Below are 15635 nucleotides of genomic sequence, written 5' to 3' on the forward strand. Positions count from 1 at the left end.
AGCCCCCTGACAAAATAGAATAATTACGATTTATATCTCGCAACTGCCTTATTTTCATCATGATGTACATAGTTTTAAATCGTAATCGTTACTATTTATTTTGATGTATTCTCCGTTTAAAATCAAGTAAAAGTCAGACACATCACACGTTGTTTGTCCCCATCCATTGGTCTGACACGCAAAACGTCAACGATTTAATTGGTGAAGCCTTGGATCCGGACTGTAAAATGCCCGGTTTTAAGATGTGTGCGGTACGAATCAGCCCTATCTAATTTTCATAAAATTTTTAGATTTTTTCGTATTTTTTGTTACATTTCATAACATGCATCTTAAATATTTGTTTTTGCTGTGCTACGCTGAAAAAAACAAAGATAAGGAGCGGATCATCTGATGGGAAAAAAACAGCTAGTCCTTGTTGGAAATGGAATGGCCGGGGTAAGAGCGATTGAAGAAATACTGCGTGTTTCAAAAGACGAATTTGAGATTACAATATTCGGGGCCGAACCTCATCCCAACTATAACCGAATCCTTCTGTCAAAAGTGCTGCAAGGCGATACCGACATTCAAGACATTACGTTAAACGATTGGAACTGGTACAAAGAAAACAACATTCAGCTGTATACCGGTGAAACAGTCATCAAAGTCGACACGGAAAACCAAACCGTCATCACCGATGCAGACAGAATCCAGCCTTACGATGAACTCATTCTGGCGACAGGCTCTGTCCCTTTTATCCTTCCGATTCCGGGCGCAGACAAACAAGGCGTCACGGCATTCCGGGACATAAAAGATACCGACACGATGCTCGCCGCGTCAAAACAATATAAAAAAGCAGCCGTCATCGGCGGCGGACTGCTGGGTTTGGAAGCCGCGCGCGGACTGCTGAATCTCGGCATGGACGTGTCTGTCATCCACCTCGCCCCATTCCTGATGGAGCGCCAGCTTGACGCAGCGGCGGGACGCCTGCTGCAAAACGAGTTAGAAAAACAAGGCATGACCTTTTTCCTTGAAAAACAAACCGAAGAAATTCTCGGTACTGACCGTGTCGAAGGCGTACGCTTTAAAGACGGCACAAGCATCGAAGCTGATCTGGTCGTCATGGCGGTCGGCATCCGCCCGAATACACAGCTTGGCACAGAAAGCGGCATCCCGGTAAACCGCGGAATCATTGTCAACGATTATATGCAGACTGAAATTCCGCACATTTACGCGGTCGGTGAATGTGCCGAGCACCGCGGAATCGCGTACGGTCTTGTGGCGCCGCTCTATGAACAGGCAAAAGTGCTGGCCAAACATATTTGCGGCATTGAAACAAAACCGTACGAAGGCTCCGTTCTCTCCACTCAATTAAAGGTATCAGGCGTCGAGGTCTTCTCTGCCGGCGACTTTGATGAATCAGAGGACAAAAAGGCAATAAAAGTGTTCGATGAACAGGACGGCATTTATAAAAAAATCGTCCTGAGGGGCAATCAAATTGTCGGCGCTGTTTTGTTCGGAGACAGCAGCGAAGGCAACCGCCTGTTTTCTATGATTCAAAAAGAAGCAGATATCTCTGAAACCTCCAAAATATCAATCTTACAGCCTCTTGATCAGGAAGCAGGCGCAAGCATGACCGCGGCGATGAGCGACGATGAAATCATCTGCGGCTGCAACGGCGTTTCAAAAGGTGCGATTATTCAAGCCATTCAGGAAAAAGGCTGCACATCAACGGACGAAATCAAAGCATGCACCGGGGCATCCCGTTCCTGCGGAGGCTGTAAACCGCTCGTAGAAGACATTCTTCAATATACACTGGGATCAGAATTTGACTCATCCGCGCAAAAAGAAGCGATTTGCGGCTGTACCTCACTGTCGAGAGATGAAGTCGTAGAAGAAATCAAAGCCAAAGGGCTCTCACATACGAGAGAAATCATGAACGTGCTCGGCTGGAAAACGCCGGAAGGCTGCTCCAAATGCCGGCCTGCCCTCAACTACTACTTAGGCATGATTAATCCGGCTGCATACGAGGATGACAGAACATCCCGTTTTGTGAACGAACGGATGCACGCCAATATTCAAAAAGACGGAACATACTCAGTCGTTCCCCGGATGTACGGGGGCGTAACCAACTCTCAAGATCTCCGCAAGATCGCCGATGTCGTCGACAAGTATGAAATCCCGCTCGTTAAAATGACCGGCGGCCAGCGAATTGATCTCATCGGCGTAAAAAAAGAAGATCTGCCGAAAGTATGGGCCGAGCTTGATATGCCGTCAGGCTACGCGTACGGAAAAACACTCCGCACGGTAAAAACGTGCGTAGGCGAACAATTCTGCCGCTTCGGCACACAAGACTCCATGGCACTGGGTATTGCGCTTGAGAAAAAATTCGAAGGGCTCAATACGCCTCATAAGGTTAAAATGGCCGTGTCCGCCTGCCCGCGGAACTGTGCGGAATCAGGCATTAAGGACCTTGGCGTTGTCGGCATCGACGGAGGCTGGGAGCTTTATGTCGGCGGAAACGGCGGAACCCATTTGCGCGCCGGTGATTTGCTGATGAAAGTAAAAACGAATGAAGAAGTCTTAGAATACGCGGGTGCTTACCTTCAGTACTACAGAGAAACGGCAAACTATCTGGAGCGGACATCCGCATGGCTTGAGCGCGTCGGTTTATCTCATGTCCAATCCGTATTAAACGATCCGGAAAAACGGCAGGAGCTCAACGACAGAATGAATGAGACACTCTCTGTCCACAAAGATCCGTGGCAATACTTCCTTAAAGATAAAAAAGCTTCTAAAGATCTATTCGAAAATGTCGTCACGACTTCATAAAACAGTAAGGGGGAACGGACATGGTTAATAAAGATATGACAAAGGTTTGCATAGGCAATGTAAACGAATTACCCGAGGAGTTAGGAAAAACCGTATATATAGAAGATAAAGAGCTTGCCGTATTTAAGCTTTCTGACGGGAGCGTCCGCGCCGTCGAAAACCGCTGTCCCCATAAAGGGGGCGTCCTGGCTGAAGGCATCGTCAGCGGAGAATACGTCTTCTGTCCGATGCATGACTGGAAGATTTCCTTAGAAGACGGAAAAGTCCAAGAGCCGGATCATGGCTGTGTCAAAACATACGAAACACTGATCGAAGGAGAGAATGTATACCTCCTGTATTGATCAAAGACCGGATCACTTTTCCAAGTGGTCCTTCATTTTTTAAATTGCTGAAGGGATGACGCCATCATGAAAAACGGAATCGTATACTTTGTCGGTGCCGGACCAGGAGACCCGGGGCTGATCACCGTAAAAGGAAAACAGGCTCTGGAGAAAGCGGATATCATTTTGTATGACCGGCTCGCAAACCCAAAGTTTCTAGAATACGCCTCACCGGACTGCCGGTTCATTTATTGCGGAAAGCTGCCCGAACGCCATTTTATGAAACAGTCTGAGATAAATGCCCTGCTGATTGAAAAAGCGGCGGAGGGCTACACCGTCGTCCGCTTGAAAGGCGGAGATCCAAGTGTGTTCGGCAGGGTCGGCGAAGAGGCAGAGGCGCTTCATCAGCACGGCATCCGCTACGAAATGGTGCCCGGCATCACCTCGGGAATTGCAGCGCCGCTGTATGCGGGAGTCCCCGTCACCCATCGTGATTTCGCTTCGTCCTTCGCGATGATCACCGCTCATGATACATCATTGCACGGCAGGCCGAATCTCGACTGGGAAGGGCTTGCCCGAAGCGTTCAAACGCTTGTGTTTTATATGGGCGTTAAAAATCTGTCATTTATATGCCGGAAGCTTATGGAGTACGGAAAATCCCCTTCCGTTCCCGTACTCGTCATTCAATGGGGGACGTGGGGACGGCAGCGGAGCGTTAAAGGAACGCTTCAGGATATCCATGAAAAAGTTCAAAGCCAAAACATCACCAACCCTGCCATTATCGTCATCGGTGATATTGTCAATTTTCAAACACACAGCTGGTTTGAAAGCAAACCGTTCATCGGACGGCATATCATGGTGGTCACTCATGGGGATGATGAACATACATTGACAGACAAGCTGCGCGAGTATGGCGCCGATGTTATTGAATGGCCGAAGCGGATCGTTAAAAAAATGCCCGCAAACGAAAACATCCTGAAACAGATCAGCACCTTTGAACAACTATTTTTCACATCACGCCTTGCGGTATGCGAATTCTTTGACACACTGGCTTTCAAGCAGATCGACATCCGCCGGGTGACCGCATGCCTGAATGCAGCGACCGAAGCCGCAAAGACGGAACTGACAAAACGGGGCTTTCTCCTATCCGAATGGCAAAATGATTCTCCGCATTCTCTCATTGTAGGGAGCCGTCAAGCAGCAGAAAACTTGCCAGACTCAAAATCATGCCCGTTTTATATCACCCATGAACATATCGCGGATGAGCGATTCACTTCCATGATCGAACGCACGATCAGTGAGTCACCTCTGCAAATGATTATCTGTACGGGCAAAGAATCCGCTCAGCATTTGATCAGCGCCGGAAAACAAATCGGCATATCACCGAACCCGAGAGGAAACCGCCCTCCCGTCATCTGCATGGGCGAAGACCTCCCCGCCGGCTGCGGGTTTACCGCCGTGAAAAATCAGGAACAGTTATTTGCGTTTATACGAAATGAAATGAAAGACATGCTCGTTCACAGCTGATACGCCGGAATGCTTTTCTGACCCCCGGACCCAGCATCGGGGGGCAGCCCTTTTTTATTGTGTCACCAATTTTTTATGATGAGTCGAATACATCGCCATCTGATCCGCCTGCGGGTCCAAATAGGCTTTGGCGCTGTTCACTGCGGTCGGCCCCTCCGTGAAACCGCCGGCAATCAGTCTGAGCTTGCTTTCATAATGGGCGGCGTCACCGGCGACAAACACGCCCGGAAGATTCGTGCGCATATGCCTGTCAGCTTTAATCCTGCCTTCTTCTATCTCAAGCCCCCAGTCCTTCATCGGACCGAGATCAATTTTAAACCCGTGGTTGATAATGAGCTCATCAAGCTTGATGACTTCAGAAAGTCCGGACTCAGTTTGGCAAACGGTGACGCTCTCGATCCGTTCCCCGGTGCCGTTGAGATGCTTCAGACGATACGGCGCAAGCACCCGCACGGAAGACCGCTTCATTTTCGCCACGCTGCTTTCCAAACCGCCAAACTCCTCACGGCGGTGCAAGACGGTAACAGACGCCGCAATCGGTTCCAGCTCATTCGCCCAGTCAACCGCGGTATCTCCCCCTCCGGAAATCACGACATGCTTATCTCGAAACGCATCAAGCTTCTCCACCTTATAATGAAGGTTCTTTCCTGAATAACGGCTCGCATCCGCGCTGTCAAGTTCATTGACCTCAAGCGTCCCCATGCCGACGGCCAAAATCACCGTGCGCGTATAGTGCTTTTCCCCTTCGGAACTTTCCAGCACAATGGTTCCGTCTTCCAGCCGTTCAAATCCGGCCACCCGCTGATTCAACACGATATCCGGCTCAAATGTCGCCGCCTGCTCCTTCAGCTGCTTAATCAGCTGTTCCCCGGCAATCCCGGGTATTCCGCCGATATCACGGATGATTTTTTCAGGAAAAAACATAGACACCTTTCCCCCGAGCCGCGGTAAAAACTCGATCACTTTCGTTTTCAGCTCCCGCATCCCGCAATAAAAAGCCGCAAACAGGCCGATCGGGCCTCCGCCTATAATCGTGACGTCGTACACCTCATGATTTTCCGCCATCGTTGTGCCTCCCGTTATATCTATACTTCATACTTTTTTAATTGAGAATCAATATCAATGAAAGTATAACACATATTGAGGAGCAGTGTTTATTCATTTCTCATCTTGCGGGAAAGGAGTGATTCAGAAGTGAGGTTCTGAGATTGATAAGCGGGAAGGTATTAAAACTGAAACCAGTACGGCGACTGGTTTCTTTTTTATCTCTTTTTCATCAGCATGATATCGAGATACAGCTGGCACCTTGTCCTGAAGTCGTTTAAATTAATTGATGTCATGTCAAGAATCTGTTTGATGCGGTAGTTCAATGTGTTTTGATGAATAAAAAGCTGTTCTGCGGCTGGTTTTGTTTTGCAGTTATTGAGGAGATAGATTTCTAACGTTTTCAGCAGTTCGGTGCTGCTTTCTCTGTCTTTGGCTTTTAATAACGCTAAATCATCGTTTACATATTCCAGTGAGGCGTTTTTTTCTTCGATGCTTTCAAGATAGCGGTAAATCCCGAGCTTACTGTATTCGTACGGGATATTTTCCTGGTTTCCGGTAATTTCGGCAGCCTTTATGACTTCAAGGGCTTCTATATAACTTTTGCCGAGCTTCAGGATGCTGCTGTATTCATTGCCGATTCCGATATAGATGGGAGTGGGGATCTTCTGAAAGTGAAAATGAGTCAGCAGTTTGTGGATGAATTCAGATGCTGCCGAAGTGCCGGAGCTTTTTTGCGAGAAGCTTGCGACGACGATGACAATATTGGAATCAATGGTTAAGACGTGGCTGACTTTATCCCGCAAATTCAAGTACGATTTGATATTTTCCTTTACATCTTCGACTGCCTCCCCATCCCCATTCGCGGCGTGCAGGACGACTACCGAAAAAACCGACGGCAGCACGGCGTTCATCTTTTCCGCTTCCCGCCTGAACTCCTTTTCAGAGGAGAATTGCTGAAAGATCGCCCGTTTCACCAGGTCTTCCGCTCTCTCTTCTTTTTCCTGTTTCAGCCGGTTCGTTTTGTAGATGATTTTTCCGACATGGAATGAAGTTTCATATAAAAAATCAAGCTCCTCGTCCGTCAAGTTTCGGTCGAGCTCCTGAATCCAGATGTAGCCCATCACTTCCCCTTTATGTTTTGCGCTTACAACCACTCTCTGATTCAATCCGATACTGTCTATTTTTTCGACACGGAACGGTTCAGGAACGGTTTTCAGCTTTTCGATCACCCCGTCCTTCAGAAACCTTTCAAAAATCTGCACGGGGCATTTTTTTGAGAATATCGTCTGCTGGTTGGCGGAGTCGAAGTGATTAATGTAATAAGAATTATAGGCAAGCAAAAAGAAATCCGCGCTTTCCAGAATAACGGGCTTCTGCAATTCATAACTGATGAAATCAATTAATTTATCAATGTCCGTAAATGAAAAAACTCTCTCTAAAAGCTCTTCCATACCTATTTCTCCTATGCTCTTTTTATCTTTATCATACTCTGAGGGGTGACTTTTTGTATAGAAAAAAATTCATATACTCCCAAAACGGAATGATCCGAAAGCCTGTATCGTGAAAAGAGGAAAAAGGGCGGTCCCTTCTTCCTCTCGTTCCTTGCTTTTATTGAGAAAGTGTATCACGGTAGTCATGAAACTGATCTGTGACATCTTTTGACGGAGCCTGTGTCAATAAGCTGACGACAAATACAGCTGCAAGGCTTACAGCAAAGCCCGGAATGATTTCGTACAAAAAGTCTGAAAGACCGGCATTCGCCCAAATGATTACGGTAATCGCTCCCGCAATCATGCCGGCGAGTGCCCCCCATTTCGTCATCCGTTTCCAAAATAAACTGAGCAGTACGACCGGCCCGAATGAAGCGCCGAATCCCGCCCATGCATAGCTGACAAGACCAAGTATCGTGTTGTTTTTCTCCCAGGCGAGCACCAAAGCGATGATTGACACCGCAAGCACTGCCATTCTCCCCAGAAATACGAGTTCCTTATCAGAAGCTGAACGCCTGAACATGGACTTATACAAATCCTCTACTAAAGAACTGGACGTAACGAGCAGCTGAGACGAAATCGTACTCATAATGGCCGCTAAAATCGCAGAAATGAGAAATCCCGTAATAATCGGGTGGAACAGAATGTTGCCGAGCTGAATAAAAATGGTTTCCGGATCAGCCAGCTTCAACCCGCGCTGGTGGTAATACGCGATTCCCGCAAGACCCGTAAACAGCGCGCCGAGTGCAGACAAAATCATCCATCCCATTCCGATCCGTCTGGCGCGTTTGATCTCTTTCACAGATGTGATCGCCATAAAACGCACAATAATATGCGGCTGCCCGAAATAGCCGAGCCCCCACGCAAATAAAGAAATAATGCCGAGGACGGTCGTCCCTTTGAACATATTAAACAGTTCCGGGTTGACGGAACGGATATCGGCAACGGTTTCCCCCGGGCCGCCCGTATGGAAAATCGTCACAATCGGCACAAGAATAAGCGCCGCAAACATAATGATCCCTTGAACAAAGTCCGTCCAGCTTACCGCCAAAAAGCCCCCGAACAAGGTGTAGGCGACAACGACGCCTGTCACGACCCACAGTCCCGTGTGGTAATTCAACCCTAAAATGCTGTTGAATAAGACACCTCCGGACACCATGCCGGATGATACGTAAAAAGTGAAAAAGACGAGAATGACGAGACCCGAAAACAGTCTGAGAAGCTTCGTATGATCACCGAAACGGTTTTCAAGGAAACCCGGAATGGTGATGGAATTCCCCGCTTTTTCGGTATACGTTCTCAGTCTCGGCGCGACGAAAAGCCAGTTCGCCCACGCCCCGAGCACAAGTCCGATCACAATCCAAGCGCCGCTTAATCCCGTTGAGAACATGGCGCCCGGAAGCCCCATCAAGAGCCATCCGCTCATATCCGCCGCCCCCGCGCTGAGCGCTGTGACGGCAGGGCCTAAAGAACGCCCCCCGAGCATGTAATCCGTCAGATTTGACGTCCGTCTGTAGGCGAAATAACCGATAAACAGCATGCCCGCCATATAAATACAAATGGAAATAATCAACTGAATGTTTGCTATGGCATTTCCTCCTCCGCTTTATATGTTTATGGTGAAATGGACACCCCCCGCGAGGAGGATGCCCATTCAGTCCCTCTTAAAACATTTCACTGATTGTTTTCGCCTGCATGTGGAGGGCCAAATAATCCGGGCCGCCCGCTTTTGAATCAGTGCCGGACATTTTGAAGCCTCCGAACGGATGGTAGCCGACAATCGCTCCCGTACAATTGCGGTTGAAGTACAGGTTGCCGACATGGAATTCCTGTTTCGCCCGTTCAATATGTTTGCGGTTATTTGTAATGACCGCGCCTGTCAAACCGTATTCAGTATTGTTGGCCACTTCCAGCGCTTCATCAAAGTTTGATACTTTAGAAAACGCCACGACCGGCCCGAAAATTTCTTCCTGCATGAGTCTGGCTTTCGGATCAAGGTCAGCGAAGATCGTCGGCTTGATAAAGTAGCCTTTTGAATCATCTCCGGTGCCGCCGCTTACTAAACGGCCTTCTTCTTTTCCGATTTCAATGTAGCTCATGATCTTGTCGTAAGAACCTTGGTCGATGACAGGTCCCATATACACGTCAGCGCTGTCAGGGCTTGCCGTCACTTTTGATTCAGTGATTTCGATGACGCGCTCTAATACTTGATCATACACTTTTTCATGGACAACTGCACGTGAACCTGCAGAACATTTTTGTCCAGCGAAGCCGAATGCTGATGTAAAGATGGATTGAGCCGCCAATTCAATGTCCGCGTCCTCATCGACAACAACCGTATCTTTACCGCCCATTTCAGCGATAACACGCTTTAAGTGCTGCTGGCCCGGCTGCACTTTCGCCGCGCGTTCGAAAATTCTCGTACCGACTTCACGTGATCCCGTAAACGTAATGATGCTTGTTTTCGGGTGATCGACGAGATAGTCTCCCACTTCCGCTCCGCTTCCCGGCACAAAGTTGACAACGCCCTTCGGAAGACCTGATTCCTCAAGCACTTCTACGAATTTCGCCGCGATGACCGGTGTCGCGCTTGCCGGTTTAAGAACGACCGTGTTGCCCGTTACGATCGGTGCCACCGTCGTTCCCGCCATAATCGCAAAGAGGAAGTTCCATGGCGGAATGACGACCGTTACGCCGGTCGGTGTGTAGACATATTGGTTCTTCTCGCCTTCGCGGCTGTTGACCGGCTTGCCTTTTGCCAATTCAACCATCTGGCGCGCGTAGTATTCCATAAAGTCGATGGCTTCCGCCGTATCCGCATCAGCTTCATTCCAAGGCTTTCCTGCTTCCTTGACGAGCAGGGCGGAGAATTCGTGCTTTCTGCGGCGGACTTTGGCAGCCGCGCGGAACAAAACGGCAGCTCTTTCTTCAGGGGATGTGTATCTCCACTCTTCGAACGCTTTCGCAGCCGCTTCAATCGCCTGCTCAGCGTGCTCCTGGGACGCCTTTGACACTTTTCCGACGACTTCTTCTTTATCAGCCGGATTGATTGAAACGATTTTTGCTTCCGTCTCTACCTTTTCACCGTTGATGACGAGCGGATAATCTTTTCCCAGATACTCATTTACCGTCGCAAGCGCTTTCTTAAATTCTTCAACGTTCGATTGATCTTGGAAATTCGTGAATGGTTCGTGTTTATAAGGTGTAGTCATTGTCATCTCTCCCTTTTTTACTTCTTAGTCATTCCTTTAAAGGCGAATGCGATGTTTGAGGGGCGTTCGGCGAGCCGTCTCATGAAATAGCCGTACCAGTCATCCCCGTAAGGCAGGTAGACTCTCATGCGGTATCCTTCTTCCACCAGGCTGAGCTGGGTTTGCGAGCGCATGCCGTACAGCATCTGAAACTCAAAACGGTCGTTTGGAATGCCGTGCTCTTCGGCAAGCTGTTTTGTAAACTCGATCATTTTGTCATCATGCGTGGCGACTGCCGTATAATGTCCTTTTAAAAGCTGTTTGCGGATGAGTCTTTTATAATTTTCATCGACGTCGCTTTTTTCAGGATAGGCCACCTTTTCCGATTCTTTATAGGCTCCTTTGACAAGCCGCAGAAACGGATTCAGCGGGCTGAGGTCATCAAGATCCTTCTCCGTTCTGTACAGATAAGCCTGCACCACGGTGCTTACATATTCATACCGGCTCCGGAAGTCTTTAAAGATATCCAGCGTTTTCTGGCATCTCGTTTCATCTTCCATGTCAATCGTCACCATGACTTTATGTTTTTCAGCCGTCTGGAGGATTTTCGTCATATTTTCATAGACGAGATCGAGATCTATATCAAGACCTAAAGACGTCATTTTTAATGACACTTGGGAATTCAGCTGTTCATCAGCAATTAAGGCGATGGTCTGCATGCACTCCTCGGTGCGTTCTTTCGCGACGTCACCGCTGTTGACAAATTCCCCCAAATGATCGACAGTAACTGACAGCCCCTGGCTGTTCAAATGTCGGATTGTCGGGATAGAACTGCGGAAATCCATTCCTCCGATGATTTTGCCGGCTGCCACACGGCTTCCCCAGCTTCGCGCCATCTTATTGAGAAAGCTGCTCTTGGATAAAAATAAGAAAAAATCTCTTGTAATCACTTCCAACCTTAACACCCCGCAATCTAAGAAGTATTTGTATGAGTCTATTGTAAATGGACAAAACATCCTCTCACAATATTCTAAAAATACAAAGATTCTGATAAATTTTTGTGGTTTTACCACAATCAGCTTCTTAGATAGCAGGCGGATTATGCCGAAAAAAGGCGGACGGAAATGACGGCAATCGTCAATTTCCGCCTTTTTCCCCCCACGCCTCTTCGACGGTCTGAATCAATAGCTGATTCAGTTCCTCCGTTATGTCAGGTTTCGGTGTTTTGATCGTTTTGACATAGTGCCCGATGCGTTCTATTTCTTCTTCTATAAAACCGTGAATGATCGTATTTCTCGGTTCCGGAGCCAGCTCCTGACCGCTTTTTTTCCTTGTAAGCAGTGTATTGATTTCAGAAATGAGCGCTTCATCCGTCAATAAGGCATCGGCCAGTACGGGAAATGACATCGGCGGTACGGAGCCGAACGTTTCAATCCATCTGCAGGCAAGGAGAGGACGCAAAACATAAAAATACTTTTTAATCTTCACTTCACTGCCCTGCAATTCCGTTTTTTCATTCCGTTTTGCCATATTGAGATAATGATAAATGCCGGCTTCAGGCGAAAAGGCGCGGATTTTCAGTTTTCGAAGCTTTTCAGCCGCTGAGAAAGCTTCATAATAGATCATCTCAGAAGAGAGCCATTCCAAAAGAGGCGGATTTGATTTTTTAAAAAGCCGCAGCGCTTTTCTCAGTTCCCAGCCGCTGATGTCAAGCATGTCATGAATCGGCTCTTCTATGACATCCCTATGCGGTTCGATCGAAAAGTACCATTCTTTTTTCGGCACATAGAGAAACCGCACATCGTAGTCGCTGTCGCTTGACGGAAATCCCCATGCGCGGCTCCCTGATTCTACGGCGTAAAGCACCTTGACGCCGTGCTGTGCTTCAATTCGTTTTAATTCTTCGATGATCCTTTGTTTCATCTGTATCCGTCCTTTTCCGTGATCATTCCTGAAAAAAGCCCAAGTACTTGGGCTTTTCGCTGTCGTCAGCCTTTCAGATGCGCTTTCAGAAAGGCCAGCTTTTCCGTATGGAAAGAAGGTATGTATTCATGTCCGAAATACCGGTAAACCTTCAATTCTTTTTCCGTTTCCAGATGATTGTAAGCGGCAAACACCGTCGACGGCGGAGTCACGCGGTCAATCAGCCCGATAGACATGAGCACCGGAACTTTTACGCGGTCCGCCAGATTCATGATATCAAAATAGGCCAGTGTATTCATCGCGGCCTTCTCCGTCTCAGGGCTGCCGTTCTTTCTGAAAAAGGAGTTAATCTCAAGATACGGCTCATCAAGAGCGACATCAATGGCCCGCTCAAAATTGCTTAAATAAGGATAATCGGCCGCAACCGCTCTCGGAATGTCAGATAGTGCCGCCGCGGCGATTGAAAGTCCGCCTCCCTGGCTCCCCCCGATGACGGCGATTCTCGTCTCATCCACTTCATCAAAGCCGCTGATGACTTCCAAAGCCCGGACGGCGTCTAAGTACACGCCGCGGTAATAATATGTATCTTTATCTAAAATCCCTTTCGTCATCCAGCCGGGAACGTGTCCGTGCGGTGAAACGCTTGTATCTGTGCTGCTGTGCTGGCCGCGGACAAGCATGCCGAACGCGGCATATCCGTGAAGCGCCCAATTTACGATGTCATGTATATCCCCGTCATAGCTCGCGTTGTAGCCGTGATATTTCACGATGGCCGGATGCGGTCCTTGCCGGTCGGGAACGGCGTACCATCCCTCAATTTCCGCCTTGCCGAAGCTTCGGTATGTCAGCCGGAATACTTTCACGCCGTCAGCCGGGTAGCTTTCAGCCGTCAATTCAGGCTTTGCCTCTACCTTTGCAAGCTCATGTAATGATGATGCCCAAAAATCCGAAAAGTCATGAGGAGCGGTTTTATTTGGTTTATAGGTTTGCAGTTGGTCGAGCGGCAAGTCGTATAATTGCATATCCGATTATTCTCCTTTGTTTTATAAGATTTAATTTTCTGACTCTATCTTAACACGATTTTACACTCATTTTCTAAACATTTTAATAAACGTTTGTTTAAAAGAAAACAAAAAAGCCGTACGCTCACAGCGTCACGGCTCTTTTTACATCGGCTGATACAGATCCCAGCCGATTTTTAACGTTTCTACGATATAATCGGCGATTTCTTCTGGTTCCAGATTATCCGTCGCCACTTTTGAATTATGTTTATCATAGATGCTTTGGCGCTCGTTAAAGAGCTGCTGCATTTCATCCATGGAACGGTTATGCAGAACGGGACGGCTTTCAATCAGCAGGTCAGCCCGCTGCTTCCAATTCTCCCATGATAAATCAAGATGGAGCACGAGACAGTTTTCAAGGCAGCACTGTCTGATTTCCTCTTGTTTAAACGAACCGCCCCCAAGTGACACGATCTTGAATTTCGTATTGCGGCAGATATCTAATATATAATCCTTTTCGGTCTGACGGAAAAAGGCTTCACCTTTTTTCTCAAACATTTCAGGGATGGACATATTGAAATCTTTCTCAATCTGCAAATCAATATCAATGAAGTCTCTGTATAATTTCTTAGCGACCAGCTGGCCGATTGTTGTCTTTCCGACACCCATGAATCCGATCAGTACGATGTTTCTTTCTCTTACGGGAATGGCACGTTTTGCGTTCATCTTCGGCGAAATCCTCCTAAGAAATGAAAAAGTTATGTTTATTATATGATAACCCAATATTGAAATATAGAGATAATGCAATGAAAGAAAACCCATCCTTTATAAGAAGAGATGAGTTTTTCTTTCTATCGGAGCGTAATGCGTTCCACCTTTCCGACAATGAAAATATAAGAAAATGCCCCGATAAATGCGACAGCGCCGACAAACAGAATCGCTCCGTTATATGAACCGGTCGCAGAAACGATAAACCCGATGATAAGCGGGGTGATAATGCCGGCCATATTGGCGAAAAAGTTAAACACGCCTCCTGCCAATCCGATTGTTTCGCTTGGCGCCACCTCACTCAGCATCGTCCAGGATATATTGGACATGCCCTGCGCAAAAGAAGCAATGGATAAGATCGTCAAAACCGCAGGAGCAGAATCCGTAACATTCGCGAGCACGATGGAGCCTGTCAGCAGAAGACCGAGGATGACGGGCGTTTTCCGGGCAACGTTCACCGACACGCCCCGTTTCATCATTCCGTCAGACCAATATCCGCCGAACAATACGCCGAAAAAGGCGGCGATATACGGGATTGATGCGGCGAAGCCGACTTTTAAGAATGCCATGTGCTTTGCCTCCGCCAGATAAGTCGGAAACCATGTCAAAAAGAAGAACAGCGTGGAGGCTACGGCGAATTGGCCGATATACAAGCCGACAAGCTTGCGGTATTTAAGAAGCTGGACGAAATCCCGCCACGTGATCCTGCCGGCTGATTCAGACACCTCTGTCAGTCCGCCGCCTTCTCTAATATAATCAAGCTCTTCCCGGTTCACTTTCCGGTACCGATTCGGCTCGTGATACATTTTGAACCAGAAAACGGAGAAAACAAGCCCGAGCACGCCTGAAGAAATAAAGACGGCGCGCCAGTCAAATGCCGTTAACACCCAGAATAAAACCGGTGTGGCGAACGCCAGTCCCACATATTCCCCCGCCGTATAAACACCCGTGGCAAAGGCGCGTTCCCGCCTTGGAAACCATGTCGTGACAATCCGATTGTTTGCCGGAAACGCAGGCGATTCAGCCAGCCCGATAATCAGGCGGCAGCCGAATAAAAATCCGAAACTGGCCGCAAAAGCCTGCACTCCGGTGAAAACAGACCAGATCATTAAAGAAACGCCGTACGTCCGTTTTGATCCGAATTTGTCCAAAATGAGCCCGCCGGGAATCTGCATACCCGTATAGGTCCAGCTGAATGCGGAAAAGACGACGCCCAAAAGCGCGGGGCTTATGTTCAGCGATGTCTGAATGGACGGGGCGGCGATGGATACACTGGCACGGTCTATATAATTAATCGCAGTGATAAAAAACAAAAGAAACAGTATCACATAACGAGCGCGAGTCGGTTTATTGCGGACGGGACTGAAGTCCGTCAGCTCCGTTTCATTTTTCAATGGCTTCTCCCCCCTTACTCGAATGAAATTAATTGTACAACACTTCGGTCAATTATTTAATACTTTGACGCAAAAAAGCGCTAAACAATTTGTGCGCCGCACTGACACTCCGCTTATAAAAGTGTCTGCCCTTTTCACCTGTTTATCCGTATCTCACCCGGGGAAA

13 protein-coding genes are annotated in these 15635 nt (G+C 47.9%); 4 read left to right on the forward strand and 9 right to left on the reverse strand.

Annotated elements, in window-relative coordinates:
• Nucleotides 1–107: 107 nt before the first annotated feature.
• From AC2CGA_RS16045 to cobA, 4 genes are all read left to right on the forward strand, one after another.
• Nucleotides 108–272: a molybdopterin dinucleotide binding domain-containing protein gene (locus AC2CGA_RS16045; protein WP_370648487.1), complete on the forward strand. Its 165-nt coding sequence runs from the start codon at nt 108–110 to the stop codon at nt 270–272.
• A gap of 118 nt (nt 273–390) precedes the next feature.
• Nucleotides 391–2808 carry an NADPH-nitrite reductase gene (gene nasD / locus AC2CGA_RS16050; RefSeq protein WP_032857852.1) on the forward strand — a complete coding sequence of 806 codons (2418 nt, stop codon included), beginning with the start codon at nt 391–393 and terminating at the stop codon, nt 2806–2808.
• A 20-nt stretch (nt 2809–2828) separates the two neighbouring features.
• Nucleotides 2829–3149, forward strand: coding sequence for a nitrite reductase small subunit NirD (gene nirD / locus AC2CGA_RS16055; protein ID WP_003156597.1), 321 nt, complete (start codon nt 2829–2831; stop codon nt 3147–3149).
• Between the two features lie 66 nt (nt 3150–3215).
• Nucleotides 3216–4655: a uroporphyrinogen-III C-methyltransferase gene (cobA, locus tag AC2CGA_RS16060; RefSeq protein WP_046559334.1), complete on the forward strand. Its 1440-nt coding sequence runs from the start codon at nt 3216–3218 to the stop codon at nt 4653–4655.
• Nucleotides 4656–4709: 54 nt separating this feature from the next.
• On the opposite strand, the gene AC2CGA_RS16065 is transcribed toward cobA, so the two are convergent.
• The 9 genes from AC2CGA_RS16065 to AC2CGA_RS16105 all read right to left on the reverse strand — a co-directional run bounded on the left by AC2CGA_RS16065 (nt 4710) and on the right by AC2CGA_RS16105 (nt 15469).
• Nucleotides 4710–5720, reverse strand: coding sequence for an NAD(P)/FAD-dependent oxidoreductase (locus tag AC2CGA_RS16065; RefSeq protein WP_014304310.1), 1011 nt, complete (start codon nt 5718–5720; stop codon nt 4710–4712).
• 197 nt (nt 5721–5917) lie between these two features.
• Nucleotides 5918–7153: a proline utilization transcriptional regulator PutR gene (putR, locus tag AC2CGA_RS16070; protein WP_003156600.1), complete on the reverse strand. Its 1236-nt coding sequence runs from the start codon at nt 7151–7153 to the stop codon at nt 5918–5920.
• A 157-nt stretch (nt 7154–7310) separates the two neighbouring features.
• On the reverse strand, nt 7311–8765 hold the full coding sequence (gene putP / locus AC2CGA_RS16075) for a sodium/proline symporter PutP (protein WP_003156601.1): 1455 nt from the start codon (nt 8763–8765) through the stop codon (nt 7311–7313).
• A gap of 91 nt (nt 8766–8856) precedes the next feature.
• Nucleotides 8857–10404, reverse strand: a complete 1548-nt coding sequence (pruA, locus tag AC2CGA_RS16080; protein ID WP_003156602.1) for an L-glutamate gamma-semialdehyde dehydrogenase — start codon at nt 10402–10404, stop codon at nt 8857–8859.
• A 17-nt stretch (nt 10405–10421) separates the two neighbouring features.
• Nucleotides 10422–11333: a proline dehydrogenase family protein gene (locus AC2CGA_RS16085; RefSeq protein WP_088037528.1), complete on the reverse strand. Its 912-nt coding sequence runs from the start codon at nt 11331–11333 to the stop codon at nt 10422–10424.
• Nucleotides 11334–11520: 187 nt separating this feature from the next.
• Nucleotides 11521–12306 carry a nucleotidyltransferase domain-containing protein gene (locus AC2CGA_RS16090; RefSeq protein ID WP_003156605.1) on the reverse strand — a complete coding sequence of 262 codons (786 nt, stop codon included), beginning with the start codon at nt 12304–12306 and terminating at the stop codon, nt 11521–11523.
• A 65-nt stretch (nt 12307–12371) separates the two neighbouring features.
• Nucleotides 12372–13328: a cephalosporin C deacetylase gene (cah, locus tag AC2CGA_RS16095; RefSeq protein WP_003156607.1), complete on the reverse strand. Its 957-nt coding sequence runs from the start codon at nt 13326–13328 to the stop codon at nt 12372–12374.
• Between the two features lie 144 nt (nt 13329–13472).
• Nucleotides 13473–14033 carry a shikimate kinase gene (locus AC2CGA_RS16100; RefSeq protein ID WP_003156609.1) on the reverse strand — a complete coding sequence of 187 codons (561 nt, stop codon included), beginning with the start codon at nt 14031–14033 and terminating at the stop codon, nt 13473–13475.
• Nucleotides 14034–14158: 125 nt separating this feature from the next.
• Entirely contained in the window at nt 14159–15469 is a 1311-nt protein-coding gene (locus AC2CGA_RS16105) for an MFS transporter (RefSeq protein ID WP_032857845.1), read from the reverse strand.
• Nucleotides 15470–15635: the final 166 nt, after the last annotated feature.

This window comes from Bacillus sp. SYZHCR11, from assembly GCF_057196865.1.

What these genes read in the sequence shown, in the direction of transcription:
- pruA (WP_003156602.1), bottom strand. Translation starts at nt 10,404, where the DNA reads ATGACTACACCTTATAAACACGAACCATTCACGAATTTCCAAGATCAA.
- nasD (WP_032857852.1), top strand. Translation starts at nt 391, where the DNA reads ATGGGAAAAAAACAGCTAGTCCTTGTTGGAAATGGAATGGCCGGGGTA.
- AC2CGA_RS16065 (WP_014304310.1), bottom strand. Translation starts at nt 5,720, where the DNA reads ATGGCGGAAAATCATGAGGTGTACGACGTCACGATTATAGGCGGAGGC.
- putR (WP_003156600.1), bottom strand. Translation starts at nt 7,153, where the DNA reads ATGGAAGAGCTTTTAGAGAGAGTTTTTTCATTTACGGACATTGATAAA.
- cobA (WP_046559334.1), top strand. Translation starts at nt 3,216, where the DNA reads ATGAAAAACGGAATCGTATACTTTGTCGGTGCCGGACCAGGAGACCCG.
- AC2CGA_RS16090 (WP_003156605.1), bottom strand. Translation starts at nt 12,306, where the DNA reads ATGAAACAAAGGATCATCGAAGAATTAAAACGAATTGAAGCACAGCAC.
- AC2CGA_RS16100 (WP_003156609.1), bottom strand. Translation starts at nt 14,033, where the DNA reads ATGAACGCAAAACGTGCCATTCCCGTAAGAGAAAGAAACATCGTACTG.
- nirD (WP_003156597.1), top strand. Translation starts at nt 2,829, where the DNA reads ATGGTTAATAAAGATATGACAAAGGTTTGCATAGGCAATGTAAACGAA.
- cah (WP_003156607.1), bottom strand. Translation starts at nt 13,328, where the DNA reads ATGCAATTATACGACTTGCCGCTCGACCAACTGCAAACCTATAAACCA.